The following is a 24,760-nucleotide window of genomic DNA, read 5'->3' as shown; positions in this document are numbered from 1 at the left end:
TTATCCGCCTCGGCCAATCTTTGATGAAGGAGAGAACGATGAAAACTTCCGCGTTGTTGCTTTTCTTGCTGATATTTCTTTCGGGCTGCGAAAACACCAAGGGACAGGATCGGCACGACCCGAACCATCACGACAAGGTGATGCAGAATAGCCGCGAATAAATTGAATTGTGGGATTGCTGTAAGGAAACGAACCGCATCGTTCGCGATGGATACCCTCAAGGGCACAAGCGCGGTTCCTGGCGCCACCGCATTCTACTGAACTCGCAGTGGTCAGGAAGATTGGAGTGGACGGCTTGCGAGCCATTTCTTGAATGAGGTTTGACTTTCGCCCGAAGGCTTACCTGCCAATAGCCCTTCTACGCTGATGTCTTCGTCGATGTCCTCCCAATGTATTCCATAGCCTTTTCCGATCAGGCGCCAATTATTCCGCTCCGATCGGGTTGCGCAAATTAAGCGCGGATACCACGCCAGCGGGACGGAGATCGTTCGGCCATCGTTCAAGTCAACGCTCAGAGTATCCTCTGAAACCGTGGTGTTTTCAGCGGCAGGAACCTCGATTTCAATCGTGGAAGTATGCATGCCAAGCTTCCGAAAAATGAAGTGAATTGTAGGGTACGCACCGCATACCATTTCTAGAGCATTCCTTTGAAATAGATTTAAAAAAGGTATGCAATGCATACCCTACCAGGCTGCGATTTCTTGTCTTTTAAGATGCCTTAGCTATAGTTAATACGCCATATAAACCCACAGAGGAGAGCAAGATGGATTTGAACCAAGCCCTTGAAAAGCACGCAGAATGGAAGCTTAAATTCCGTTCCGCCATCAACACACAAGAAACCATGGACGTTGCCACCATTTCCAAAGACAACTGCTGCGAGCTCGGGAAATGGCTTCACAGCGAAGCCAAGACGAAATTCGGGTCGCTGCAAAGTTACAAGCAATGCGTAGCCAAGCACGCCCTGTTTCATACCGAAGCCAGCAAGGTCGCGCAGATCATTAACGCAAGGAAATACGATGAAGCTGAAAACATGTTAAATGCCGGAACGCCCTATGCGCAAGCTTCGAACGCGGTGGGTATCGCCATCGTACAGTTTAAAAAAGAGGCCAAACTGTAAACCGATGTTTGGCCGATGGCTCAGTGCGTGGATTGGGTTAGCGCAGCGTAACCCAACACAATGACCGATTATCAAGAATAACCTTCAATACTAACAAGCCCTCTACCTGCTTCGCTTTAACCTTCAATGAAACCAATGCGCATTCCTCACTCGCACCGCCACCCTGTCTCCCCTGTCGAGCTGCAGGCGCTTGAATCGGTCGTTGGGCATTTCGGCAAAAACGGTGGCGGCTGCTCCGCTCGGCTTGCTTTGGGTCAGTTCGACGCGGATCAGGGCGCCCAGGTGCTGCCAGTCTTTCAGGATGAAGCCGGATAAGTCGAGGTCGGCGATTTTTTCGATTTCGATGTCCTGCGGGCGCACATGGGCCGTCGAGCCTTTAGGTTCATCCAGAAGAATGCCCGCTTCCTTCAGCCAGTGGCTGTCTTCGTTTTCAATGGAAAATACATTGGTCTGCCCGATGAAACGGGAGACGAAAGCATTGGCCGGATGGTCGTAGATTTCGCTGGGCGAGCCCTGCTGCTCGATATGGCCGTGGTTGAGCACCACAACGCGGCTGGCGACCTCCATCGCTTCTTCCTGATCGTGCGTCACGAAAATCGTGGTGACGTGCAGCTCGTTGTGCAGCGTCCGAAGCCATTGGCGAAGATCCCTGCGCACGCCGGCGTCGAGCGCGCCGAACGGTTCGTCCAGCAGTAAAACCGACGGCTCCACGGCCAGGGCGCGGGCCAGGGCGATGCGCTGGCGTTGGCCTCCGGACAACTGGTCGGGATAGCGGTCGTGCAGCCAGTCGAGTTGCACCAGGCTCAGCAAATCATGGACTTTCTCGGCGATGGCGGCTTCGGTCGGGCGTTCTTTTTTCGGCTTGACCCGCAAGCCGAAGGCGATGTTGTCGAATACCGTCATGTGCCGGAACAGCGCGTAATGCTGAAACACGAAACCGATGCCGCGGTGACTGGCGTGGTGCTCGGTCTTATCCTCGCCCCGGAGCAAGACGCGCCCTTGATCCGGCTGCTCCAGTCCGGCGATGATGCGCAGCAGCGTGGTCTTGCCGCAGCCCGACGGCCCCAGCAAGGCGACCAGTTCGCCTTCGGGAATTTCGAGATTGATGTGGTTCAGCGCGGAAAACGCGCCGAAATTTTTACTGATGTTCGAAAGAAGGATGCTCATGGTTGGGGTCCAGGTTTTAATTTGTAGGTTGGGTTTACCCTAAAGGGCACAAGCGCGATAGCGAAACCCGGCAATTGTTGGCTTCGATTTGTTGGGTTACGGCTAACGCCTTTTATGCCCTTTAGGGTAAACCCAACCTGTTTATCGTTTTTTCCATTCCAGAATGCTTTTCAGAATCAGCGTGACAATGGCCAAGCCGGCGAGAATCGAGGCGCTGGCGAAAGAGCCGACGAAATCGTATTCGTTGTAGCTGACTTCCACGTGCAGCGGCAGCGTATTGGTCAGGCCCCGGATGTGGCCGGATACCACCGACACCGCGCCGAATTCGCCCATCGCGCGGGCGTTGCACAGAAGCACTCCGTATAAAAGCCCCCATTTGATGTTGGGCAGGGTAATCAGGAAGAAAGTCTTCCAGCCGCCGGCGCCCAACGACAGCGCGGCCTCTTCCTCTTCGCTGCCCATTTCCTGCATCAACGGAATCAATTCCCGCGCTACGAACGGAAACGTGACGAACAAAGTGGCCAGAATGATGCCGGGCACCGCAAAAATGATCTTGACGTCGTGCGCCGAAAGCCATTCGCCGAACCAGCCCTGGGCTCCGAACAAGAGCACGAAGATCAGGCCCGAAATCACCGGCGATACCGAAAACGGCAGATCGATCAACGTGGTCAAGAGGCTTTTGCCCGGAAATTCGAACCGGGTGATCGCCCAGGCGGCGGCGATGCCGAAAACGGTATTAAGCGGCACGGTCGCCAGCGCGGTCAGCAGCGTCAGTTCGATGGCCGACCGGGTTTCCGGCCGGGCCAAAGCCGACCAGTAAGCCTGCCAGCCCTTGGCGAAGGCTTCGGTAATGACGATCGCCACCGGCAGGCACAGGAACAAAAAAATGAAGCCGACGGTGACGGCGGTCAGTCCCCAGCGGACCCAGTCCGGGTCGTGCAGCGCGCGCCGGCGGGCCTGTGTTTGCAGTTCAGTTGCGGGAATGGTGATGGCGTTCATGTCGTTATCCTCCTAGAGTTGGCCGGAACGTTTGCGCACCCAGTACTGCAGCAGGTTGATCACCAGCAGCATCAGGAACGAGAAAGTGAGCAGGGTCAGGGCGATGGCCGTCGCGCCGGCGTATTCGTACTGTTCCAGCTTGGTGATGATCATCAAGGGCACGATTTCCGAGACATACGGCAGATTGCCGGCGATGAAGATGACCGAGCCGTATTCGCCGATGCCGCGGGCGAAAGCCAGGGCAAAGCCGGTCAAAAGCGCCGGAAACGTATTGGGAAAAATCACTTTTAAAAAAACCTGCCAGCGCGATGCGCCCAAGGTGGAGGCGGCTTCTTCCATCGCCCCGTCGAATTCCTGCAGGACCGGCTGCACGGTGCGAACGACGAACGGAAGAGCTATGAAAATCAACGCGATCACGATGCCGGTCGGATTGTAGGCCGCCTTGACGCCGAAGCTGTTCATCAGCCATTGGCCGATCAGACCGCTGGGCTGATAGATCGTCGCCAGCACGATCCCGGCGACCGCCGTCGGCAGCGCGAACGGCAGGTCGATCAGGGCGTCGAGCAGGCGCTTTCCGGGAAAAGGGTAGCGGACAAAGGTCCAGGCGATGATAAAACCGAACAAGCTGGCGACCCCCGCCGCGATCAGCGAGGTCGTGAAACTGACCCGGAACGAGGCGATGACCCGCTTATTGGTCAGGATCGCCAGATACTCGTCCCAGCTCAGGAGCAGGCTTTTGAAAATCAAGGTACTGAGCGGAATCAGCACCACCAGGCCCAGATAGAACAGGGTGAACCCCAGGGCCGGGCGAAAGCCCGGCAGAATATGACTTTGTCTCATGATCGAACGCCTCTGTCAGGGTAGTTCATAGTGATTTATTTAAGGTTCGTAGATCTGGTCGAAGATGCCGTTATCGTCGAAATGCTCTTCCTGGACGTTGTCCCAACCGCCGAACACGTCGTCCACCCGGAAACGCTCCAGCTTGGGAAAGCGGGCGATATCGGCCGGATCGGCGTATTTGGGCTCGCTCGGACGGTAATAATGTTTCGCCGCCAGCTTTTGCCCGACCGGCGAATACAGAAACTGCAGATAGGCTTCGGCCAGATCGCGCGTGCCGTGCTTGTCGGCCACGCCGTCGACCACGGCGACCGGCGTTTCGGCCAGCACGCTGGTGGGCGGCACGACGATATCGACCTGGCCTTCGCCCAGCTCCTTGATCGCGAGATAGGCTTCGTTTTCCCAAGTCAAGAGCACGTCGCCGATGCCGCGCTGCAGAAAGGTCGTGGTCGCGCCCCGCGCGCCGGAGTCGAGCACCGGCACGTTCTTGTAGAGCTTTTTCACGAAATCCTTGGCGGCGTCCTTGCTGCCGTATTTTTTCTCGGCGAACGCCCACGCCGACAGATAGTTGTAGCGGGCTCCGCCCGAGGTCTTCGGATTCGGCGTGACCACCACCGTGCCTTCCTTGACCAGATCGTCCCAGTCCTTGATGCCTTTCGGATTGCCTTTGCGCACCAGGAAGACGATGGTCGAGGTATAAGGGATGCTGTTATTGGGCAGACGCGACCGCCAGTCTTTCGGCAAAAGCCGCGTTCTCCGGGCGATGTTGTCGATGTCGGCGGTAATCGCCAGGGTCAGCACGTCGGCTTCCAGACCGTCGATCACGGCCCGAGCCTGCTTGCCGGCGCCGCCGTGCGATTGCCGGACGTCGACGGTTTCGCCGGTTTTCTCTTTCCAGTATTTGATAAATTCCTGGTTGAAGTCCTGGTAAAGCTCGCGGGTCGGATCGTACGACACGTTGAGCAGGGTTCGGTCGGCGTAGGCGGTTTCGCCGAGCAGCAGCGATAGCGTCAGCAAGCCTGCCAATATAAATTTGGTATTCATCGGTTCCCTCTTGATTGAAATAAGTAAAAGACTAATTAATTTACGGAGTTATCTTAATCGCTCAAGAAACTCATTAAAAATGATATAATATGATATTGACTTCTGTTTTATAGATATTAACAGGCGTATTTTTACTTGAACGCATTCAGCAGAACTTCGATATAAAAGAAGTCGCTGTCATCGGCAAAAGATCCCGGAACCCCGCCGTTGGACGCCACCATCCGGTTGCGTACGAAAGATCCCGTCGTAAAATGCGAGTAGCCGACGGTGGTCTTGACATGCGCAAAAGGCTCGTAACGCGCCCGGATGTCGAACGAGTTTCCAAGATAATCGCCGCTGTCGCCGGTGCGGTCCCGGTTGAAATTATTGGCATCCGGGATGCTGAACAGGTTGTTGAAACGGTCCTGGTCGCTGGCGAGCCAGTACAGGCCGACACCGGTGTCGATTTTCAGCTTTTTGGTCGGCTCGAATTCCAGGCGCAGTTTGGGCGCGCTGATGTTTTCCATGATGATGTAATCGTCCGCGCTCCAGGGCCTGGCAAAACCGAAGAACCGTTCGAAGCGGTTGTTCTTATTGTCGGTGGGATCCTTGTCGCCGCTGGCGTAGCCGTATTGGGCGCTGATTCTGGGTTTCCACGGATGATCGAAGGTATAGCCGGCCTCGAAGGTGAAACCGAACGCATCCTGCTGCAGACTCTGACCGGTATTTCTATCGTTGCTGCGGCCGAATTGATACATCGCGTCCATGTCCCAGTTAAAGCCGGTACCGGGAATGAAACCGTAGGCTCTGAGAGCGGGCGCGATAATGTCCCGATTGTCCTTGTCCCCCGCGATTCCGGTGTCTTCCTTTCTCAGCCCGAGATAGTAAGGTTCGAGAGTGATCCATCGGCTCCATTTGCGCCAGTGCCCGATCGCACCGTAAAACCATTGCTGCTCGATCGGCTTGTCGGTGTTGTACTTGAGGCGGTCGAGAGGTTGCAGCGCCAGCCCGTCGATACTCCAGTCGTTTTTGTCCTGACCGAGCGCGACTTGAAAGCCCTGGAAGGTGTTCGTGGTGTTGCGCCATTCGTTGCTGGCGATCAGGCGGCGGTCGAGAAACTCGAAATTGAATCGCCCGGCCTTGATGCTGAGCGGCCGATTCGTACCCAGATCGTCCCTACCCAGGGCATCCTTGAAATACAACTCGCCGTAAGCCTGGATGAATTCGAATTCGTTGACGTCGCGGTTATCGGGAGTGAACCGGCTGTTGTAGCGGCGGGAATCCTGGATTTCGACCGCGAAGCGGAAGGGATCAAGAATCTCCTTGAGGCCAAGATAGGCGCGCGTTTTCAGCAAAACCGGCTCGTCGACGCCGCCCGCATAGGAGCGTCTGGCGGCAGGGCCTGCGTCAGGAAGCGGGTTACTGCGGCGGATATCGTCGTCCCGGTGCTCGTAGCGGGTCCGATTTTCAAGGCCCACGTCGAGCCAGGTGATGTCCCTGACCGAATCGATGCCGGTCTTGCTCAGATTCACCGTGTAAGAAGGCGGCTGGGTCAGGCGCTTGGTGCCGTAAGTGCCGGCTTCCTTGTAATAGCCGTTCTTTTTTTGCTCTTCTTCCGCGATTTCCTTTTCGACTTCTTTTTTCCGCGCTTCGATCCTGGCTTTCATGTCGAGATTTTCTTCACTCGGCGTTGTTTGAGCGGCACCGCCCGAATGATCGTCAGCCGCATTTGCCGATTGCGTAACGCCAGTGGCCAGCAGTCCCTGGATGGCTGCGGATAAGATTAAAAGCTTGTTGAATTTCATTTTTCCCCCGATAAAGTGACATCCGGTTGTCCGGTTTTCGCTGTTAACTTAACTAATGGCTCATCCTCGGTAGTCCGCTGGATTGGATTTCGTTATGCTTTGGCCGCGTCCGGCCTGATTTTTTCCCGGCGCTCGATCTGCACCACGCGGCTGTCGTGGATGACGATCTCGATCGAGCCGAACCGGATTTCTTTCAGCATCCGATTCAGATGACTCACGATTTCGTCCGCGTCCGGTTTTTTGATTGGATTGCTTCGGCTTTCGGTTGTCATGTTCATACACCTGTAAAATGGGAAGGCTCCTTGACGAGCCTTCGAATCGTGCCCATCCGGCAGCTTTCTGTTGCTTTCGAACAAATAATAGATGAGCTTGTTGTTTTAAAGAAACGATATATTTAGATTTCTATATCTTTTTTTTAGATGACATAAGGCGCGGATGGACAAGACCGATGCATCCCCCGCTTTGCCGGAACTTTCGCTTCGACGGCATGACGCTGCTTTTTCGTCTCCGGGAACGGCATCGATAGTAAGAGTTTGACTTATCAAATGGGATTATCTATTGTTGGATTATCTATTTCGATGCCGTCGCAGAACTTCGTCCCATTTTCTTTGCCAGCCAACCGCTTATGTTCTGGAAATTTCTGAAAAAACTCACCGATAAACCCCAGCATTCCGAAACCAAATCGAAAGACAACATCACCTCGCTGCCTATCGCCTTTCTGCAAAAGCTTATCCCGATAGGCGAGTTGCCTGTCGATGAACTGGAGGCGGCGGAAGCTCGAGTGATCGATTTTAATCCCGGAGAAATCATCTTCAAGCGGGGCGATCTGTCCGACTCGCTGACCTATCTCTATGCCGGCGAAGTGTATCTCGAAGCCGGCAACGGCAACGGATACGGCGTGGATGCGGCTACTTTCAAAGCCTGCTATCCGTTGTCGACCAATGCCGTGCATCACTTCAGCGCGATCGCCAAATCGCCGGCCAGCATCGTTTATCTGCCTTTGTCGCTGCTTCGGCGCAGTTCCGACACCGTGCTCGACCACAGAGCTCTGATCCATCCGGACGACGTGCCGGCCGAGTTAAAGAACAGCCTGCTTTTTAACGGCATTTGCGAAGCGTTCCGCAACGACGAATTGCAAGTGCCTGCCTTGCCGGACGTGGTTTTGCGTTTGCGTAGAGCGCTGCAAAAAGAAATCAGCATCGGCGAAGCCGTGAAAATCATCAACCTGGATCCGGTGATTTCTTCCAAGCTGATTCAAGTGGTCAACAGTCCGGTCTATCGCACGTTCGATCCGATTACCAATAGCTACGATGCCGTGTTCCGCCTGGGTTTGAAAACCACGCAAAACCTGGTGATGACCATCAGCATGTATAATTTGTTTCAGAGCAAGAACAGGAAGCTGAACGAGCGCATTCAACAGATATGGAAGCAAAGCATTCAGGTGGCCAGTCTGAGTTATACGCTGGCCTGGCTCGGCAATCATTTCAATGCGGACGAAGCGTTGCTGGCCGGCCTGACCCATAATATCGGCGTCCTGCCGATCATTACCTATGCCGAAAGTTTAGGTTCCGGGCACTATACCGACGAAGAGATGGATCAAACCATCGAGGTTCTGCAAGGGCTTCTCGGAAAGGCCATTTTACAAAAATGGCATTTTCCCGAACGGTTGCACGACATTCCCATCCAGTCGGGGAACTGGTATCACGATGAAAATCCGGAGTTGCAGCTCAGCGACATCGTATTGTTGGCCCGGTTTCACAGCCAGCTCGGTAAAACTCCGATGCAAAACCTGCCGCCGCTTAACACGCTTCCGGCGTATTCAAAACTGGGCGAAAGCGCCCTGACTCCGTCCATGTCGCTGCAAGCCTTGCACGACGCCAAGCAGCAGGTCTCGGAAGCGCTTAATTTTTTCAGGGCTTGAGTACGGTTGCATTGGCCGGCAGCGTTTCAGCCCATCCTCGAAAGCATCGTTAAAAGGTTCCGTATTAAAGTCGGATCGGGCGAAAAACATGAAATGCCGATTGCCCGGTTTTTCTCTTCAAGCCGAAAACAAAACCCTCCGCCGGTCTGTCTAAAAATCCGTCAATAACAATAACAACAGGAGCTCCTTATGCCGTTTCTCGACCCTTTTTGGGTGCGGTCCCGTTTTCCGGCGCTCTCCCGGGAAATCGACGGACGTATTCCGGTGTTTTTCGACGGTCCCGGCGGATCGCAAGTGCCGGGTTCCGTGCTTGAGGCCATGTCCGATTATCTGGTCACGGCCAACGCCAACGCCCACGGAGCCTTTACGACCAGCCGGCGCACCGACGAATGCATCGCCTCGGCGCGGGCAGCGGCCGCCGATCTTCTCGGTTGCGGCGCCGATGAAGTGGTGTTCGGGGCCAATATGACCACGCTCACCTTTGCCTTCAGCCGCGCCATCGGCCGCGAACTCGAGCCGGGCGATGAAATGATCGTGACGCGGCTCGATCACGACGCCAACGTTTCTCCGTGGCTGGCGCTGGCGGACGAGGTGGGGGCCGTCGTCCGCGTCGCGGATGTCCGTGCCGATGACTGTACGCTCGATATGGACGATCTGAAGCGGCTGATCAATCCGAAAACACGGCTGGTCGCCATCGGCTATGCGTCGAACGCGGTGGGTACGGTCAACGACGTCGCGGCCGTGGTGCGCCTGGCCCGCGCGGTCGGCGCCTGGGTCTTCGTCGATGCGGTTCATTACGCGCCTCACGGCCCGATCGACGTGCGCGCGCTCGATTGCGATTTTCTCGTCTGTTCGGCCTACAAGTTCTTTGGGCCGCACGTCGGCATCCTCTACGCCAAACGGCAGCATCTGATCCGGCTTCGCCCGTACAAGGTCCGGCCCGCGCCCGAGGAGGGGCCGTCGCGCTGGGAAACGGGAACGCTGAATCACGAGGGGTTGGCGGGGTTCTTGGCGACGGTCGATTACCTGGCCGAACTCGGCAGGCGCGTCCTGCCGTCGGCGTCGAACCGGCGCGCGGCGCTGGCCGCGGCGATGGAAGCCGGCCGGGAGTACGAGCGGGAATTGTGCGAGCAACTGATTGCCGGGCTGCTGAAGATCCCGGGGCTGACCTTGTACGGCATCGCCGATCCGGCCCGTTTCGCCTGGCGTACGCCTACGGTTGCGGTCCGGCTGGCCGGTAAATCTCCGGCCGATCTTGCCTTGAAACTGGCGGAACGCGGCATTTTTACCTGGCACGGCAATTTTTACGCGCTGGGCCTTTCGGAAAAATTGAAGGTCGAGGCGGACGGCGGCTTTCTGCGCATCGGACTTCTGGCTTACAACACCCGCGAAGAAGTCAAATGGCTGTTGCTGGCCTTACAGGAAATGGCCGCTTCGGGATAGCGCCTTCGAGGCGGCAGGCTTCGTCAAAAATCCATCATCAGGCTCGGACAGGTCAAGACGAAGACATCGCGGGTGCCGGTGCCGTCGCCGGCCGGATGCACGGGCGTCGTGTAATGAAAAAACTTCCGGTCGTTGACCAGCACCATTTCTCCGGGGTACAGGACTTTATTGAATACGGAAGATTCCCCGCTCTTGCTGGTGTACAAATGCGTTTCCGCGCCTTCGACGTTGTTCCGGTCGACCGAGTAAATACAGACGAAATTGGTTCCGTCCTGGTGGATGCCTTCCGGAGCGGGATCGCCGAAACTTTCCCGGGAGCAGGTCGTCCGGATCTGGTGGACGCCGATTTCGGCGCCGGGACGGAGCGCGCAAAAATCCCGAAACACCAGCAGCAGCGCTTTGAACATCTCCAGATTGACCAACTCGTCGTCAAGCTCTTCGAACTCCCTTTTGATGTCGCCAACCAGGGGGTTGTATGCCTTGCTTTGGAACAGATAACCGTGGGGAAGCTTCATTACGCCTTTTTCGGTCAATTTGAAGCGCGACAGGCGCCGGTAGCGGTAATGCCCCTTGATGTTGGGGTCGACCGGAAGGTCATTGAAGAATGGTTTGAATGCCGCCGGATCGATGGCGTTTTCCGTTCTCATGCAAAACAGAAACCCGAATTCGAAGCCGGTCGATACGAATACTTCTTGCATAGGTTAAAGTCTCCCTGCAAATGATAAGATCCTGCTTTTTCTTAAGGCAATAGGCCGTAAACTCAGCGGTGGGCGGCTGCATCTTTTCCGTTTTCGATGAATCTTTATTTTGATGGAAAACAGCCTCGGAAAGGCGCTCTTCCTTATTATTGAGGCAAGCCGCCAACTCATACTCGATGCATAAGACCCTGGCCATTCGGATAAAGTTTCTCGTCTTTTCGTTGAGAAGACGTGCGTTTTGGATGTCTTCGCCAGGGGCGGAAAACGGCCGTTCAGGGGGGTGAAAGAAGAATCAAGCCGACGACAACGGGCCGCCGCCGTATTTCCCGCTCTGGAACAGGGTCAACTGCCACCGCCGGGTCAATTGATCGTGCCGCAGTATGTAAATGTCGCCGTCGGCTCCCCGCACTTTGAAATAGCTGTATTCGGGCGACAGCCAGCGGTCGAGGATTTCTTCGATGTCGACGGCTTTGTCGCCCATGAAAAAGCGCCGAGGCGTTTGCTCTTCCCGGTAACCGGTAGAACAGTCGACGCGAATCGTTAACGACGCCGTATTCATACGGTGATCACCCAGGGTTCACGAGCCGTGCGCGGGGCTGCCGATGTGCTGTCCGCCCGGCGGCTCCTCGGGGAAGATCGAAAGACTATATTTCTTCGCTTCCCCGCGGCTTTATTTTGCGCCAGAGATAAATGCCCGTGCCGACGGCGCCGGCGACCAAAAGCACCATCAACGTCGGATGCTCGTAAAACAGATTGAAAAAAGAGCCCATGCCCTGCGACGTCCCCCGGTAATACGGTCCCATGTGTTTCTCCTCCCCTGAATCGAGTCAATTAAACGGCAGGCGGCCGGCTTGGCTTGCCCGCAAAGAATGATAAGCGCTCGCCCACTCCATGGGCATTGCCGCCTTCCGGAAAAATTCCTGGCTTACGCATGGATCAATTCCGTCAATATTCCATTTTCTGAAAGGATGTCAAGGCGAAAAAGCCACTTTCGCTCCGACAGTTTTTTGTTGTCCTCGATAAATTTCTTAACGACTAGGGAGGACATCTTTTCTGAATTATCAGCATCTTCGATATTCCGGGTAATGCTGGATCAATTCCTGTTATGATTTGCTCATGGATCGGATCTATCCCGTTTTTTCGAGTTAATTCAAGGTTGATCTCAGGATATGTATCCAGGGCTAAAACTTTCTCCTTACCACCGAAACGATATTTCAGACGAAAATAATTAAAGCCGGTTGAGGTGATTAATAGAAATATTTACTTTTATCCGCCAATTTGTATGGCTTTTCCTGGAGCTTGACGTTCTTGCAGGAAGAATCAGATCAGGCTATAAGTGATATCTCTATCTGGGGAATGCAGAATATACTTCGTTTATTTAAGTGTTTGCTATGTATTAGCTGTCGGCAATGTCATTTATATGCCATCAGTACACCCCATTACCTGCAGACTTATTGCTAAACGTTGACTGGAACTGCATTTTTAGATAATGATCTGTAAATGGCGACTGGACTTTAATGTTACTTTACTTTTTCAAACTGATCTGAAAGAAAATTCGCTTAATAACTCAATTAATAATGACAACACAAAAAACTATTTTTTACGCCCATTCAACAGTAAACGCTGACAAATGCATCTGGCAACCTTTGAAAGAACATCTAAATAACGTCGGGTTGCTGGCCGAGAAATATGCAGAGATCTTCAACTGCGCCGACTATGGCAAGGCTGCAGGATTACTGCACGACCTGGGCAAATACACGGACGAGTTTCAACGACGACTCGAAGGAAAGCACCCCAAAGTCGATCATGCCACCTGGGGCGCGAAGATAGCGCTCGAAAAATACAATAACGACTTCGGTTATTTGATTGCTTACGGCATCGCCGGCCACCATGCGGGGCTTGCCAACGGCGATTACCGCACAGAACAGAAGCTAACGCCGCTGAAAGAGCGCTGCAACAAATCCCGCCTGCCCATCCTGAATTCGGCTTGGAAGGACGAAATAGAACCGCTCTTACCGTGCAAACTGTCCGTGCCGCCGCTAAAACCGAAAGCCGGCTTTAAAAATTTTCAAATCGCTTTTTTGTCCCGGATGATTCTGTCTTGCCTCGTCGATGCGGACCGCTTGGATACTGAGGACTACGAAAACCGGGTTGCCGGCAAATCCTCGTCGCGCGGGCAGAATAGACTATCAACCTTGCCGCCAGTTGCCTATACGCACTATTCGTAAATCAGCATCGATGCATACAAATCAATCAAATACCGGTTATATTGCCCATGTCCGGGCCTCGGATAATACCATCCAAAGTGTGGCCACCCATTTGCATGAAGTCGCCTCAATCGCCCGTCAGTTAGCGGGCAAAATCAATATACCGGAAGCGGGCGAAATGATCGGCTTGCTGCATGATTTCGGCAAATACAGCCAAGCTTTCCAAGACTACATAAAATCCGGCACGGGCTTATATGACGCAGACCACATAGATTATGTCGACGCCAAGGGGAAAAAAGGCAAAATAGATCATTCCACAGCAGGGGCACAATGGCTTTGGCAAGCGATGAGCAACATTGGCAGGAGCGGCGAAGGCAAGCTTTGCGGGCAAATGTTGGCCCTGTGTATTGCATCGCACCATTCAGGATTGATTGATTGTTTAAAACCAGACGGCACCAATGAATTTGAGCGGCGAATGACCAAGAATGACGACTTTACTCACCTTGACGAATGCCGACAAAATGCCGATGCTGATCCCGAAGTTTTAGAAAAAGCCCGGCAACTGGTTAAGCCTGCGATTTCAACATTGTGGCGGCAACGGCAAGCCATCATGCTGGCAACCCGTGAGTCCGAAACCATTCGGCAGTTTTATTTTGGCTTCTGGACGCGCTTTTTGTTCAGTTGCCTGATCGATGCCGACCGGATTAGCAGCGCCGACTTTGAAAACCCTCATCTAGCCGAATACCGCAACCAAACGGTATCGTGGGATGTTGCCATCACTCGCTTGGAAATTTTCTTAACTGAACAGCAAAGCGAAATTGAGCGAAAGCGTGAACAATTAGCAGAGAATACGTTACAACTGAACGAACGACGGCGCTTCATTTCCGACACCTGCCTTAACCGTGCGGCGCATCCGCAAGGCATTTACAGCCTAACCGTACCGACAGGCGGCGGCAAAACCTACGCCAGTTTGCGTTTTGCTTTGCATCATGCAAAAAAGCATGGCTTGGAACGCATTGTTTACGTCATTCCTTACACCTCCATCATTGAACAAAACGCCGAAGCCATCCGCAAAGCGATTGAACACGCCGATGATAAATGGCCCTGGGTAATGGAACACCATTCTAATTTGGAACCCGAGCAACAAACTTGGCACAGTAAATTAGTCGCTGAAAATTGGGATGCGCCGATTGTGTTGACGACGATGGTGCAATTTTTGGAAACCTGCTTTAGCGGCGGCACACGCGGGGTCAGACGATTGCACCAGTTAGCCAATAGCGTGGTCATCTTTGATGAAATCCAAACCTTGCCAATTAACTGCACTCATCTATTTTGCAACGCGCTGAATTTTTTGACCGCTTATACCAAAACGACGGCGGTGTTATGCACGGCAACCCAACCGCTATTGGATCAACTCAAAAGCCCTGAAAAAGGGCAGCTTACCATTCCAAAAGAAAACGAACTGGTGGAAGACATAGTAGAGTTGTTTAAACAGCTTAAGCGCGTGGACATCGTAGATAAGACCAAACCCAACGGTTGGAAGCTAGAGGAAATCGCTGGACTCGCAATAAGCGAGTTTCAAGACAAAAGCAGTTGCTTAGTCATCGTCAACACCAAAGCTTGGGCGGAAGTCTTATACCGTAATTGTGTGGACAGCGTAAACAAAGACAGCGTGTTTCACCTCAGCACCCATCAATGTTCCGCCCACCGCACCACGATTTTCAACACCATCAAGGCGCGTCTAAAAGCTAAAAAACCGGTATTGTGTTTTAGCACCCAATTGATTGAAGCGGGTGTTGATATCGACTTTGCCAGCGTGATCCGCTTTTTGGCAGGGCTAGATTCCATTGCCCAAGCGGCGGGACGCTGTAATCGAAATGCCGTTTTGGACACAGCAACCGTTCACGTTGTCAACCCAGAAAAAGAAACTATTGACCAACTGACTGACATCAAAGTGGGAAAAGAAAAGACCGGTCGCGTTTTTAGAGAATGTGCAGGCCTAGATTTATTGGCTCCCGACGTGATGAAACTGTATTTCAAATATTTCTTTTATGAACGTGCAGATCAAATGTGTTATCCCGTTTCAGACAAAATCGCGGAAAGAGACGATAGCCTATTGAATTTACTGAGTGAAAATAAAAAGAACAACGGCAAAAACGCCAAGCTTGATTTAAAGCAATCGTTCATGACCGCTGGCGAGGCATTCAAAGCCATAGATGCTCCTACGCATTCTGTGATTGTCCCCTATGGACACGGAAACTGCTTGATTACCGAACTGTGCGGGGTATCAGAAAAGTTCGACGCGGCCGGGTTTCATAAGCGCCTTCGGGAAGCGCAAAAATACAGCGTCAATGTTTTTCCCAATGTTTGGAAAAAATTGCTTGAACAGGGCGCAGTACACGAAATTCAACAGGCGGGCGTGTATTACCTGGATGAACGCTACTACAGCCCTGAGTTTGGCTTGTCCACTGAACCAGTTGCCAAATATGGACTTGATTACTTATAGGATCCTAAAAAATATTACCCAAACCAATAATAGAATAAATTTATTGACTACAATCTCCATCAGACCTATTCTTTCACCGAGTCCTTTTTCTAAAGGGGCTTGTCGTGCTTCTATCGAAGGCGTGGATTGAAACTATTAATGGTTTGGGTTGGTGTGAGTCAGATTGCCTTGCCGACATTAAATCGGCAAGACAATCAAAACAGACTGCACTAACTGCGTTAGCCATGGCATCAGACTTTTAAATTCAAGGAGCGTTTCTAATGAGAAACACGATTACTTTTCGATTGCGGGGCCGGTACGCCTTATTTACCGACCCAATTACCAAAGTCGGCGGTGAAAAATGTTCCTATCACCTGCCCACTTACGAAGCCATAAAAGGCGTACTCAAATCCATTTACTGGAAGCCCACGATTATTTGGCATGTTGACAAAGTGCGGGTGATGAAACCCTTAAGCACTCAAACCAAAGGCACCAAACCCTTGGTGTGGAATGCGGGCGGCAACAGCTTGGCGATTTACACCTTTTTGCGAGATGTCGAATACCAAGTGCAGGCGCATTTTGAATGGAATGAACACCGTCCAGAACTTGCGGGTGACCGCATCGACGGCAAACATTTCAGTATTGTGAACCGCAGCCTGGACAAAGGCGGCAGGCAAGATATTTTTCTAGGCACCCGCGATTGCCAAGGATACATTGAACCGTGCGAATTTGGCTCAGGCGATAGCCCCTATCAAGACATTGAAGAACTCAGCTTTGGCTTGATGTTCCACAGTTTTGCCTACCCCGATGAAACAGGCGGCAAAAACTTGGAAAGCCTGTTTTGGCAAGCCACGCTAAAACACGGTATTTTAGAGTTTCCCCGTCCTGAACAGTGCGCCACACGTCGCATCGTACGCCCCATGTCGGTCAAGCCCTTCGGTATCGGCACGAGTTTAAAAGACGTACAAACCGAGGAGGCGGAATTATGAGCTGGATGGAAAAGCTCTACCAAACCTATGAGCAAGCGGTATTGCTTGATGAGCCACCACCCTCCGATAACGACAAGAAAAAATACTCGCCGTTAGTGCCGATCAGCCATACCCAACAAAATGCCCATATCAACATTACTCTTGACGGCGCGGGCAATTTTATAAAAGCCATTGTATTAAAAGAAAAAACTCAGGCGATTCTGCCTGCAACGGAAGAGTCTGCGGGGCGAACTGGAAAAAAACCACCTCCTCACCCATTAGCCGATAAATTGCAGTATGTAGCTAAAGACTATTTCGATTATGGTGGAAATAAACCATGTTTCTTCACGGAGTATCACGAGTTATTAAAAAACTGGTGCAATTCGGAGTATGCCCATCCAAAAGTCAAAGCAGTTCTGCAATACATCGAAAAAGGCAGGGTGATTGAAGATTTGGTCGCCGCAAACATTGTTCATGTGGATGACAACAACGTATTGCTCACCCAATGGGACAGCGGCTACGGCGAAGCCCCAGCATTGTTTAAATTGCTGCCGAAAGATAAAGGTGTGTTAGACCAAGGTTCCGCCCTGGTGTGTTGGTCAGTCGAATTGCCGGACGACCCCGTGACGGACACTTGGAAAGACACTGCCATTCAACAAAGCTGGATCGACTACGACAGTTCCACCAATACCGAGCAAGGTTTGTGTTACATCACGGGCGAACAGCAGGTATTGGCCAGCAGCCATCCGAAAAAAATCCGCCATTCGGGCGACGGGGCAAAACTGATTTCCGCCAATGATTCGGGCGGCTACACCTATCGCGGCAAATTTTTGGATGACAAACAAGCCAATGGCGTTGGCTTTACCGTCACCCAAAAAGCCCATAACGCCTTAAGTTGGCTAATCCAAAAACAAGGCTTTAAAAATGGCGACCAAGTGTATGTGTCGTGGGCCGTTTCAGGTAAAGACATACCAGAACCTTTAGCGGATATTGCCGAACAATTTGATGATGAAGCCAATTTAGACGAAGTTGAGCCCAGCCAAGAAGCTAATGAAATACATGCTGCGTTAGATTACGGCGCGGACTTAGGTGAAGCCTACGCAAAAAAACTCCGCAAATACATGGCGGGTTATGCGGCAAAGCTGGACGCAACAGACCAAATCATCATCATGGGGCTGGATTCTGCGACCCCTGGACGCATGGGTATTTTGTACTATCGAGAAATGTCCAGTGCTGAGTTTCTGGGTCGTTTAAAAAACTGGCACGAAGAATTTGCCTGGTATCAACGCCATACCCAAGAAATTCCCAACGATACGGGCAAAAAGCCCAAAACCAAAGTCATTTACCCTATCGGCTCACCTGTGCCGAGAGACATAGCCAAAGCCGCTTACGGCGAAAACGTCAGCGATGATTTAAAGAAAAAAGTCATAGAACGCTTGATTCCTTGCATTGTGGACGGCTTTCCCTTGCCATTCGATTTAGTGCAAAGTTGTGTGCGGAAAGCCAGCAATCGCGCGGCCTATGCCAATGATGAGCAATGGCTCTGGGAAAAAAATTTAGGCATTACCTGTGCTCTATACAAAGGCTATTACGCCCGACATTCCAATCCCGAAGAACGGAGAGATTACAAAATGGCACTCGATGAAAACTACCATAAGCGCGATTATCTTTACGGCCGACTGCTTGCCGTTGCCGAACGCATAGAAAGCGTTGCGTTAAGCGTTACCGATGAAAATCGCTCGACCAACGCCGCCCGCTTGATGCAACGTTTTGCCGACCGTCCGGCACAAACGTGGCTTGTGATTTATAAAGCTTTGGACCCGTATATGCAACGCTTACAAGTCTCGCGTACCGCTTTTTTAAATAACCAGCGTGAAGAACTGGAAACCATTATGGCGGCATTCGCTATTGAAGACTTTAACAATAACGCACCGTTATCCGGCGAGTTTTTATTGGGTTATTACTGCCAACGCCAAAAAATGAAAGACGAATCAGCGGAAAACAGAAAACGTTTTGCCGAGAAAAAAGATAACGAAGCAACAGATACCAAAGCCAACTTACAAGGAGACCCAGCATGAGCGCGTTAAGCCACAAAATCGATTTTGCCATCATCTTCAGCGTCAAACACGCCAACCCTAATGGCGACCCTTTAAACGGTAATCGTCCGCGCACCGATTATGACGGCTTTGGTGAGATCACCGACGTCTGCTTAAAGCGGAAACTACGCGATCGTTTGCAGGAGCAAGGAAAAAATATATTTGTCCAATCGGACGAAAAGAAAACGGATGGTATGCCGAGTTTAAAAAGTCGTGCCGAATCAGCAGAGCATGGTTTAGGTAAAGCGGCGTTTGTTTTTGATGGAAAAGACAATACACCAGATGACGCTAGAAAAAAAGCTTGTGAAAAATGGTTCGATGTTCGTGCTTTTGGACAAGTCTTTGCTTGGAAAAGTGATAAAAAGAAAGCTGCAAAATCCAAAAAAGGGCAAAGCGATGCTGAAGACACAACAGCCGACAGCGAAGAAAGTAGTTCTGGCGAAGGTATTTCGATTGCAATTCGAGGCCCCGTCACCATCCAATCGGCCTTCAGCATCGACCCCGTCAACATTACCAGTACCCAAATCACCAAAAGCGTCAGCGGTGAAGGGGATGGCACTAAAAAAGCTTCGGATACAATGGGCATGAAACATCGCGTGGACAGTGCCGTTTATGTTGCTTACGGCGCCATGACACCGCAACTTGCCGAAAAAACCGGCTTTAGCGACGACGATGCCGAAACGATCAAAACCGCGTTACCCCGGCTGTTTGAGGGCGACGCCTCGTCCGCGCGCCCCGAAGGCTCGATGGCGGTGAAAAAGCTCATCTGGTGGCCGCACAACTCGAAAGCCGGGCAATATTCGTCGGCCAAGGTTCATGCGTTGCTTGACGTCAATTCGGACGGCAGTTATACGCTCGGCGCGCTCGATGGCTTAAAAGTTGAAGAAATTGACGGCTTTTGAGGCCATTGTGCCGAACCTGGAACCTATCTATCTGTCGAGCCTTCAGCATTACCTGTACTGCCCGCGCCAATTCGCCCTGATCGAACTGGAAAACGCCTGGCTGGAAAACCAGTTTACCGCCGAAGGCCAAGTGCTGCATCAACGGGTCAATCAGGCTGACCACGAAAAGCGCGGCGACGTGCGCAGCATCCGGTCGTTGCGTTTGGCGCACGCTGAACTGGGCATCGAGGGCGTCGCCGACGTGGTCGAATACCACCGGCAGGCCGACGGCAGCGAAATTCCCTATCCGATCGAATACAAACGCGGCAAACCGAAGTCGCACCGGGCCGACGAAGTGCAGCTTTGCGCGCAGGCGTTGTGCCTGGAAGAGATGGAGGGCGTGCCGGTGCCGGAAGGCGCGTTGTTCTACGGCGAGGTGCGCCGCCGTCACGTCGTCCGTTTCGACGACGAGCTGCGCGCCTTGACCTTGCAGACCATCCAGGCTTGTCGGCGGATCATCCAAACCCAAACCACACCCAAAGCGATTTACCAAAATCAAAAATGCCGGAATTGCTCGCTGCTCGATCTTTGCCATCCGCAGGATTTCGGTAAAAAAGCCTCGGAATGGCTGGCCCGACAATTGACAGAGGAGTGACCATGCGGCCCTTGCGCAATGTGATTTACATTCAGACCCAAAACGCTTGGGTGCATAAAGACAACGAAAACCTGGTGTTGAAGGTCGGCGACGAAACCAAGGCACGGGTGCCGATCCACAAATTGCAAGGCTTGGTCTGTTTCGGGCAAGTCAGCATCTCGCCATATCTGATGGCACACTGCGCCGAAAACGGCATCACCATTACCTACCTGAACATCTACGGCAAATTTCTAGCGCGCGTCGAAGGCCCGGTCAGCGGCAACGTGCTGCTCAGGCGCACGCAGCACCTGACCGGTGTCGACAAGAGTAAGAGTGTAGCGATCGCGCGCACTTTGCTGACCGGCAAACTCTATAATCAGCGCTCCGTGTTGAAACGCTATCTGCGCGATTACCGCGACCACGAAGCGACTTCGCAGGCGGCAATCGCCGACCTTGGCACGGCGGAAAAACGCTTGAGCCGCTGCCTGGAGCAACTGCACGAATGCCAGACCATCGATACCCTGATGGGACGCGAAGGCGAAGCGGCGCAAGTGTATTTCAGCGTGTTTCAACACCTGCTGCGACAAAGCGATTTCCAGTTTGACGCGCGCCGACGGCGGCCGCCGACCGATCCGGTCAATGCCCTGCTGTCGTTCTGCTATACGCTCCTGACCCACGACTGCCGTTCCGCACTGGAAACCACCGGCCTCGATCCCGCCAGCGGTTTTCTGCATCAACTGCGCAGCGGCCGGCCATCGTTGGCGCTCGATTTGGCGGAGGAATTGCGGCCTATCGTCGACCGCTTCGTGTTGTCGTTGATCAACAAGCGCCAACTGCAGTCGAAAGACTTCGAGTATTGGCCGAACGATTCGGTCACCCTCAAAGAAGAACCGCGCCGGACATTATTGGCCGCCTGGCAAGACCGTAAACAAGACACGCTGATGCATCCGTGGTTTGAAGAAACCGTGCCGGTCGGCATGCTGCCGTGGCTGCAAGCACAAATTTTGGCGAGATTCTTGCGCGGAGATTGCGATAGTTATGTGCCGTTTTTGTGGAAATAAACCGGAGAAATCATGATGATGATTTTAGTGACGTATGATGTCAGTTTCAAAAATGAAACCGGCCCCAAGCGGCTGCGAAGAATGGCCAAGCTATGCCAGGTCTTCGGACAACGCGTGCAATATTCGGTGTTTGAAGTCGAAGTCGACATGGCTCAGTGGACCCAGTTGAAAAATGATTTGATCAAGGTCATGGATGAAAACGAAGACAGTTTACGCATTTATTATCTGGGCAATAACTGGGAACGGCGCGTCGAGCATATCGGCGCCAAAAAAGCGTTGGATTTAAACGGGCTGCTACTGCTTTAATGCGAACCTGTAGCTGCCATAAAAAGTCCCGCGCTTTCGCATAACCTCCAATAAATTGATTTAAAATATTTTTTGATCAAGTCTTTTTTATCCTACAATGATTTTCGCAATTGTCTTGATTGATTCGCAATTCAAACGCTATTTACTTTTAGAATTCAATCAATTGAGTAAATGCAGTCGCGCCCCCCGCGGGCGCGTGGATTGAAACTAAGAAAGTGAACCGACTAAGCGGAACTTAGAAGTCGCGCCCCCCGCGGGCGCGTGGATTGAAACAGTCACACTCCACCCGCACTCGACGCACTTCATAGTCGCGCCCCCCGCGGGCGCGTGGATTGAAACGCCAGATGCCGGAGAAAGTTTGTAAAATGTGCAGGTCGCGCCCCCCGCGGGCGCGTGGATTGAAACAAACGAAGCACAGGGCGGCGGGTCTGGGTTGAATGTCGCGCCCCCCGCGGGCGCGTGGATTGAAACCGCTCGCTGAGCGCTTGCATAGAGAGCACCCGGTCGCGCCCCCCGCGGGCGCGTGGATTGAAACGCGTTATGCGTCATTCTGTTTCAACCACGCATGTCGCGCCCCCCGCGGGCGCGTGGATTGAAACGGTGATTCTTGCCATGTTGTAAACTCCTTATAGTCGCGCCCCCCGCGGGCGCGTGGATTGAAACATTGTCGAGGTTACTTATGACAATTGAACAAAAGTCGCGCCCCCCGCGGGCGCGTGGATTGAAACCCGAGATAAGCGAGACAAACGAGGCGGGAACGGTCGCGCCCCCCGCGGGCGCGTGGATTGAAACCGGTTATACCGAATTGGACGACGGGGGGCATCGTCGCGCCCCCCGCGGGCGCGTGGATTGAAACGATGACGCAAACCCCAGGATTGAATCGAATGGCGTCGCGCCCCCCGCGGGCGCGTGGATTGAAACAACGGCACCGACGGCGGCACTCGGGCACGAATCGTCGCGCCCCCCGCGGGCGCGTGGATTGAAACGCCGCGCTTGAGCGACTGAACGAAGAAGATATGTCGCGCCCCCCGCGGGCGCGTGGATTGAAACCGTCGGCATTGTCGAGTGAATACGGGTAGATCGGTCGCGCCCCCCGCGGGCGCGTGGATTGAAACCGACCCCTGGTCGCCGTCGATCGACGGCATTCGTCGCGCCCCCCGCGGGCGCGTGGATTGAAACGCTGCCAGCCACGAGCGCGGTCCGGCGCGCACGTCGCGCCCCCCGCGGGCGCGTGGATTGAAACATCGTTACGCTTATTACGCCAGCGTCGAGAAAAAGTCGCGCCCCCCGCGGGCGCGTGGATTGAAACCGATTCGGTTTGGTCGCGCAACAGAGTGGCAAAGTCGCGCCCCCCGCGGGCGCGTGGATTGAAACTTGTAGAAAAAATACAACGCATCGAGATCGGAAGTCGCGCCCCCCGCGGGCGCGTGGATTGAAACTTGTAGAAAAAATACAACGCATCGAGATCGGAAGTCGCGCCCCCCGCGGGCGCGTGGATTGAAACGAGGAACTTATGGCCATCAAACAACCCGTTTCAGTCGCGCCCCCCGCGGGCGCGTGGATTGAAACATGAGAACTGGCCATTGAACCCAGTCCTTTTTGTCGCGCCCCCCGCGGGCGCGTGGATTGAAACTGAAAATCGTCGGCCATATCATCTAAAGCTTCGTCGCGCCCCCCGCGGGCGCGTGGATTGAAACCATTTTTGCGTCAGCTCAACCGAGGCTTGCGAGTCGCGCCCCCCGCGGGCGCGTGGATTGAAACCAGAAACGGGACATTGCCGGTTAAATCCTTGGGTCGCGCCCCCCGCGGGCGCGTGGATTGAAACGCCAGGCATGCCGAACGCCAAAGCGAATACAGGTCGCGCCCCCCGCGGGCGCGTGGATTGAAACCAGATACACCTGTGGATGTAGTCCAAGTCAAATGTCGCGCCCCCCGCGGGCGCGTGGATTGAAACCATCGGCTAGGTTGCTATCAATCTGTTAGGAGGTCGCGCCCCCCGCGGGCGCGTGGATTGAAACTTCGACGGTATTGATGGGCTTGAGGGTGTTGTTTTGTCGCGCCCCCCGCGGGCGCGTGGATTGAAACGGCAACCTGGTCCAGGCGCAGAAAAAATCCGGGTCGCGCCCCCCGCGGGCGCGTGGATTGAAACCATCGCGACGTAGGGCTTGCCGTCGATGACGGCGTCGCGCCCCCCGCGGGCGCGTGGATTGAAACTAATCGGCGGGTCATACCGATCTTGAACACATGTCGCGCCCCCCGCGGGCGCGTGGATTGAAACTGAAATCCAGACAGATCGGCGCGACCTATTACGTCGCGCCCCCCGCGGGCGCGTGGATTGAAACTTGCAACTCAACGAAATGATAGGAGGGCGGCCCGTCGCGCCCCCCGCGGGCGCGTGGATTGAAACTGAGTAATCCGCCGGCGTCGGCCGGCATCGCCAGGTCGCGCCCCCCGCGGGCGCGTGGATTGAAACAAGCCCCTATGCGACAAGATCGCCCAGGCGCAGTCGCGCCCCCCGCGGGCGCGTGGATTGAAACGAGATTGAACAAGCGGAAAAGGAACAACGCATCGTCGCGCCCCCCGCGGGCGCGTGGATTGAAACTGGTATTCGACCAGTCCCATTAAGTCGTCGTCGAGTCGCGCCCCCCGCGGGCGCGTGGATTGAAACGACCGAGCGGAAAAAGTTACGCGCCGCCAAATGGTCGCGCCCCCCGCGGGCGCGTGGATTGAAACGTAGGATTCGGCTACAGCGTTGTAATTCCCCCAGTCGCGCCCCCCGCGGGCGCGTGGATTGAAACCCCGGTTGACTCTGCTACGGGCGGATTATCGACGTCGCGCCCCCCGCGGGCGCGTGGATTGAAACTCGTCGATCGCGCCGCGCTGGCCGGTGTGTTCAAGTCGCGCCCCCCGCGGGCGCGTGGATTGAAACACTCCGTTTGTGAACGTCCGCCCACGAAAATAGTCGCGCCCCCCGCGGGCGCGTGGATTGAAACGATTTCATCGACGAAGTCGCCTAACCCGGAGAAGGTCGCGCCCCCCGCGGGCGCGTGGATTGAAACGCTGCCAAGAGCCAGGTCTCTATCATAAACAAGTCGCGCCCCCCGCGGGCGCG

The 24,760-nt window shown here is 53.8% G+C and carries 23 protein-coding genes and 1 CRISPR repeat array (1 of these 24 running past the window's edge); of the genes, 12 read left to right on the top strand and 11 right to left on the bottom strand.

Annotation, left to right across the window (positions count from 1 at the left end; all coding sequences use genetic code 11):
• The first annotated feature begins 38 nt into the window (after positions 1-38).
• Positions 39-161 carry a hypothetical protein gene (locus tag A3OW_RS28870; protein ID WP_269746764.1) on the top strand — a complete coding sequence of 41 codons (123 nt, stop codon included), beginning with the start codon at positions 39-41 and terminating at the stop codon, positions 159-161.
• Between the two features lie 111 nt (positions 162-272).
• Here the strand turns inward: A3OW_RS28870 and A3OW_RS0113245 are convergent, their stop codons facing one another.
• Positions 273-581: a DUF2442 domain-containing protein gene (locus A3OW_RS0113245; RefSeq protein ID WP_051091856.1), complete on the bottom strand. Its 309-nt coding sequence runs from the start codon at positions 579-581 to the stop codon at positions 273-275.
• 182 nt (positions 582-763) lie between these two features.
• Here A3OW_RS0113245 and A3OW_RS0113240 point away from each other — a divergent pair, with 182 nt between their 5' ends.
• Complete coding sequence (locus tag A3OW_RS0113240) at positions 764-1,117, top strand: CZB domain-containing protein (RefSeq protein WP_020563922.1); 354 nt, start codon at positions 764-766, stop codon at positions 1,115-1,117.
• 123 nt (positions 1,118-1,240) lie between these two features.
• Here the strand turns inward: A3OW_RS0113240 and A3OW_RS0113235 are convergent, their stop codons facing one another.
• The 6 genes from A3OW_RS0113235 to A3OW_RS0113210 form a co-directional block, all read right to left on the bottom strand.
• Complete coding sequence (locus A3OW_RS0113235) at positions 1,241-2,284, bottom strand: sulfate/molybdate ABC transporter ATP-binding protein (RefSeq protein WP_020563921.1); 1,044 nt, start codon at positions 2,282-2,284, stop codon at positions 1,241-1,243.
• A gap of 141 nt (positions 2,285-2,425) precedes the next feature.
• A complete protein-coding gene (cysW, locus tag A3OW_RS0113230) occupies positions 2,426-3,283 on the bottom strand; it encodes a sulfate ABC transporter permease subunit CysW (protein WP_020563920.1) in 858 nt (285 codons plus the stop codon).
• Between the two features lie 12 nt (positions 3,284-3,295).
• A complete protein-coding gene (gene cysT, locus A3OW_RS0113225; RefSeq protein ID WP_020563919.1) occupies positions 3,296-4,123 on the bottom strand; it encodes a sulfate ABC transporter permease subunit CysT in 828 nt (275 codons plus the stop codon).
• Positions 4,124-4,162: 39 nt separating this feature from the next.
• Positions 4,163-5,164, bottom strand: coding sequence for a sulfate ABC transporter substrate-binding protein (locus tag A3OW_RS0113220; RefSeq protein ID WP_020563918.1), 1,002 nt, complete (start codon positions 5,162-5,164; stop codon positions 4,163-4,165).
• Between the two features lie 131 nt (positions 5,165-5,295).
• Positions 5,296-6,948, bottom strand: a complete 1,653-nt coding sequence (locus tag A3OW_RS0113215; protein ID WP_020563917.1) for an alginate export family protein — start codon at positions 6,946-6,948, stop codon at positions 5,296-5,298.
• Positions 6,949-7,040: 92 nt separating this feature from the next.
• Positions 7,041-7,220 (bottom strand): YezD family protein, encoded by a 180-nt coding sequence (locus A3OW_RS0113210; protein ID WP_033412554.1) that lies wholly within the window; start codon positions 7,218-7,220, stop codon positions 7,041-7,043.
• Positions 7,221-7,573: 353 nt separating this feature from the next.
• Between A3OW_RS0113210 and A3OW_RS0113205 the strand changes: the two genes are divergently transcribed.
• Both A3OW_RS0113205 and A3OW_RS0113195 read left to right on the top strand, forming a co-directional pair.
• Positions 7,574-8,869, top strand: coding sequence for an HDOD domain-containing protein (locus tag A3OW_RS0113205; protein ID WP_020563915.1), 1,296 nt, complete (start codon positions 7,574-7,576; stop codon positions 8,867-8,869).
• 189 nt (positions 8,870-9,058) lie between these two features.
• Entirely contained in the window at positions 9,059-10,312 is a 1,254-nt protein-coding gene (locus A3OW_RS0113195; RefSeq protein WP_020563913.1) for a cysteine desulfurase-like protein, read from the top strand.
• A gap of 23 nt (positions 10,313-10,335) precedes the next feature.
• On the opposite strand, the gene A3OW_RS0113190 is transcribed toward A3OW_RS0113195, so the two are convergent.
• From A3OW_RS0113190 to A3OW_RS29105, 4 genes are all read right to left on the bottom strand, one after another.
• Entirely contained in the window at positions 10,336-11,010 is a 675-nt protein-coding gene (locus tag A3OW_RS0113190) for a 2OG-Fe dioxygenase family protein (protein WP_020563912.1), read from the bottom strand.
• A gap of 292 nt (positions 11,011-11,302) precedes the next feature.
• Positions 11,303-11,569, bottom strand: a complete 267-nt coding sequence (locus tag A3OW_RS0113185) for a hypothetical protein (RefSeq protein ID WP_020563911.1) — start codon at positions 11,567-11,569, stop codon at positions 11,303-11,305.
• An 85-nt stretch (positions 11,570-11,654) separates the two neighbouring features.
• A complete protein-coding gene (locus A3OW_RS28315) occupies positions 11,655-11,813 on the bottom strand; it encodes a hypothetical protein (protein WP_020563910.1) in 159 nt (52 codons plus the stop codon).
• A 232-nt stretch (positions 11,814-12,045) separates the two neighbouring features.
• Entirely contained in the window at positions 12,046-12,258 is a 213-nt protein-coding gene (locus tag A3OW_RS29105) for an Arm DNA-binding domain-containing protein (RefSeq protein ID WP_408605672.1), read from the bottom strand.
• Positions 12,259-12,656: 398 nt separating this feature from the next.
• On the opposite strand from A3OW_RS29105, the gene A3OW_RS0113170 reads away from it, so the two are divergent.
• The 8 genes from A3OW_RS0113170 to cas2 all read left to right on the top strand — a co-directional run bounded on the left by A3OW_RS0113170 (position 12,657) and on the right by cas2 (position 21,648).
• Positions 12,657-13,238 carry a CRISPR-associated endonuclease Cas3'' gene (locus tag A3OW_RS0113170; RefSeq protein WP_020563908.1) on the top strand — a complete coding sequence of 194 codons (582 nt, stop codon included), beginning with the start codon at positions 12,657-12,659 and terminating at the stop codon, positions 13,236-13,238.
• Between the two features lie 10 nt (positions 13,239-13,248).
• Complete coding sequence (locus A3OW_RS0113165) at positions 13,249-15,723, top strand: CRISPR-associated helicase/endonuclease Cas3 (protein WP_020563907.1); 2,475 nt, start codon at positions 13,249-13,251, stop codon at positions 15,721-15,723.
• Between the two features lie 260 nt (positions 15,724-15,983).
• Entirely contained in the window at positions 15,984-16,691 is a 708-nt protein-coding gene (gene cas5c / locus A3OW_RS0113160) for a type I-C CRISPR-associated protein Cas5c (RefSeq protein WP_020563906.1), read from the top strand.
• Positions 16,688-18,748, top strand: a complete 2,061-nt coding sequence (cas8c, locus tag A3OW_RS0113155) for a type I-C CRISPR-associated protein Cas8c/Csd1 (protein ID WP_020563905.1) — start codon at positions 16,688-16,690, stop codon at positions 18,746-18,748. Before cas5c ends, cas8c begins: the two co-directional genes overlap by 4 nt.
• Complete coding sequence (cas7c, locus tag A3OW_RS0113150; protein ID WP_020563904.1) at positions 18,745-19,668, top strand: type I-C CRISPR-associated protein Cas7/Csd2; 924 nt, start codon at positions 18,745-18,747, stop codon at positions 19,666-19,668. Before cas8c ends, cas7c begins: the two co-directional genes overlap by 4 nt.
• A gap of 7 nt (positions 19,669-19,675) precedes the next feature.
• A complete protein-coding gene (gene cas4 / locus A3OW_RS0113145) occupies positions 19,676-20,302 on the top strand; it encodes a CRISPR-associated protein Cas4 (protein WP_026223576.1) in 627 nt (208 codons plus the stop codon).
• Positions 20,303-20,304: 2 nt separating this feature from the next.
• On the top strand, positions 20,305-21,342 hold the full coding sequence (cas1c, locus tag A3OW_RS0113140; RefSeq protein ID WP_020563902.1) for a type I-C CRISPR-associated endonuclease Cas1c: 1,038 nt from the start codon (positions 20,305-20,307) through the stop codon (positions 21,340-21,342).
• Positions 21,343-21,354: 12 nt separating this feature from the next.
• A complete protein-coding gene (gene cas2 / locus A3OW_RS0113135) occupies positions 21,355-21,648 on the top strand; it encodes a CRISPR-associated endonuclease Cas2 (RefSeq protein WP_020563901.1) in 294 nt (97 codons plus the stop codon).
• A gap of 176 nt (positions 21,649-21,824) precedes the next feature.
• A CRISPR array of direct repeats spans positions 21,825-24,760; the repeat unit is 32 nt; unit sequence GTCGCGCCCCCCGCGGGCGCGTGGATTGAAAC; it runs 339 nt beyond the window's last position.

This window comes from Methylosarcina fibrata AML-C10, from assembly GCF_000372865.1.
In the GTDB taxonomy this organism is placed as follows: domain Bacteria; phylum Pseudomonadota; class Gammaproteobacteria; order Methylococcales; family Methylomonadaceae; genus Methylosarcina; species Methylosarcina fibrata.
This window is presented reverse-complemented; position numbering and strand designations above follow the sequence as displayed.

What these genes read in the sequence shown, in the direction of transcription:
- A3OW_RS28870 (WP_269746764.1), top strand. Translation starts at nt 39, where the DNA reads ATGAAAACTTCCGCGTTGTTGCTTTTCTTGCTGATATTTCTTTCGGGC.
- A3OW_RS0113245 (WP_051091856.1), bottom strand. Translation starts at nt 581, where the DNA reads ATGCATACTTCCACGATTGAAATCGAGGTTCCTGCCGCTGAAAACACC.
- A3OW_RS0113240 (WP_020563922.1), top strand. Translation starts at nt 764, where the DNA reads ATGGATTTGAACCAAGCCCTTGAAAAGCACGCAGAATGGAAGCTTAAA.
- A3OW_RS0113235 (WP_020563921.1), bottom strand. Translation starts at nt 2,284, where the DNA reads ATGAGCATCCTTCTTTCGAACATCAGTAAAAATTTCGGCGCGTTTTCC.
- cysW (WP_020563920.1), bottom strand. Translation starts at nt 3,283, where the DNA reads ATGAACGCCATCACCATTCCCGCAACTGAACTGCAAACACAGGCCCGC.
- cysT (WP_020563919.1), bottom strand. Translation starts at nt 4,123, where the DNA reads ATGAGACAAAGTCATATTCTGCCGGGCTTTCGCCCGGCCCTGGGGTTC.
- A3OW_RS0113220 (WP_020563918.1), bottom strand. Translation starts at nt 5,164, where the DNA reads ATGAATACCAAATTTATATTGGCAGGCTTGCTGACGCTATCGCTGCTG.
- A3OW_RS0113215 (WP_020563917.1), bottom strand. Translation starts at nt 6,948, where the DNA reads ATGAAATTCAACAAGCTTTTAATCTTATCCGCAGCCATCCAGGGACTG.
- A3OW_RS0113210 (WP_033412554.1), bottom strand. Translation starts at nt 7,220, where the DNA reads ATGACAACCGAAAGCCGAAGCAATCCAATCAAAAAACCGGACGCGGAC.
- A3OW_RS0113205 (WP_020563915.1), top strand. Translation starts at nt 7,574, where the DNA reads ATGTTCTGGAAATTTCTGAAAAAACTCACCGATAAACCCCAGCATTCC.
- A3OW_RS0113195 (WP_020563913.1), top strand. Translation starts at nt 9,059, where the DNA reads ATGCCGTTTCTCGACCCTTTTTGGGTGCGGTCCCGTTTTCCGGCGCTC.
- A3OW_RS0113190 (WP_020563912.1), bottom strand. Translation starts at nt 11,010, where the DNA reads ATGCAAGAAGTATTCGTATCGACCGGCTTCGAATTCGGGTTTCTGTTT.
- A3OW_RS0113185 (WP_020563911.1), bottom strand. Translation starts at nt 11,569, where the DNA reads ATGAATACGGCGTCGTTAACGATTCGCGTCGACTGTTCTACCGGTTAC.
- A3OW_RS28315 (WP_020563910.1), bottom strand. Translation starts at nt 11,813, where the DNA reads ATGGGACCGTATTACCGGGGGACGTCGCAGGGCATGGGCTCTTTTTTC.
- A3OW_RS0113165 (WP_020563907.1), top strand. Translation starts at nt 13,249, where the DNA reads ATGCATACAAATCAATCAAATACCGGTTATATTGCCCATGTCCGGGCC.
- cas5c (WP_020563906.1), top strand. Translation starts at nt 15,984, where the DNA reads ATGAGAAACACGATTACTTTTCGATTGCGGGGCCGGTACGCCTTATTT.
- cas8c (WP_020563905.1), top strand. Translation starts at nt 16,688, where the DNA reads ATGAGCTGGATGGAAAAGCTCTACCAAACCTATGAGCAAGCGGTATTG.
- cas7c (WP_020563904.1), top strand. Translation starts at nt 18,745, where the DNA reads ATGAGCGCGTTAAGCCACAAAATCGATTTTGCCATCATCTTCAGCGTC.
- cas1c (WP_020563902.1), top strand. Translation starts at nt 20,305, where the DNA reads ATGCGGCCCTTGCGCAATGTGATTTACATTCAGACCCAAAACGCTTGG.
- cas2 (WP_020563901.1), top strand. Translation starts at nt 21,355, where the DNA reads ATGATGATGATTTTAGTGACGTATGATGTCAGTTTCAAAAATGAAACC.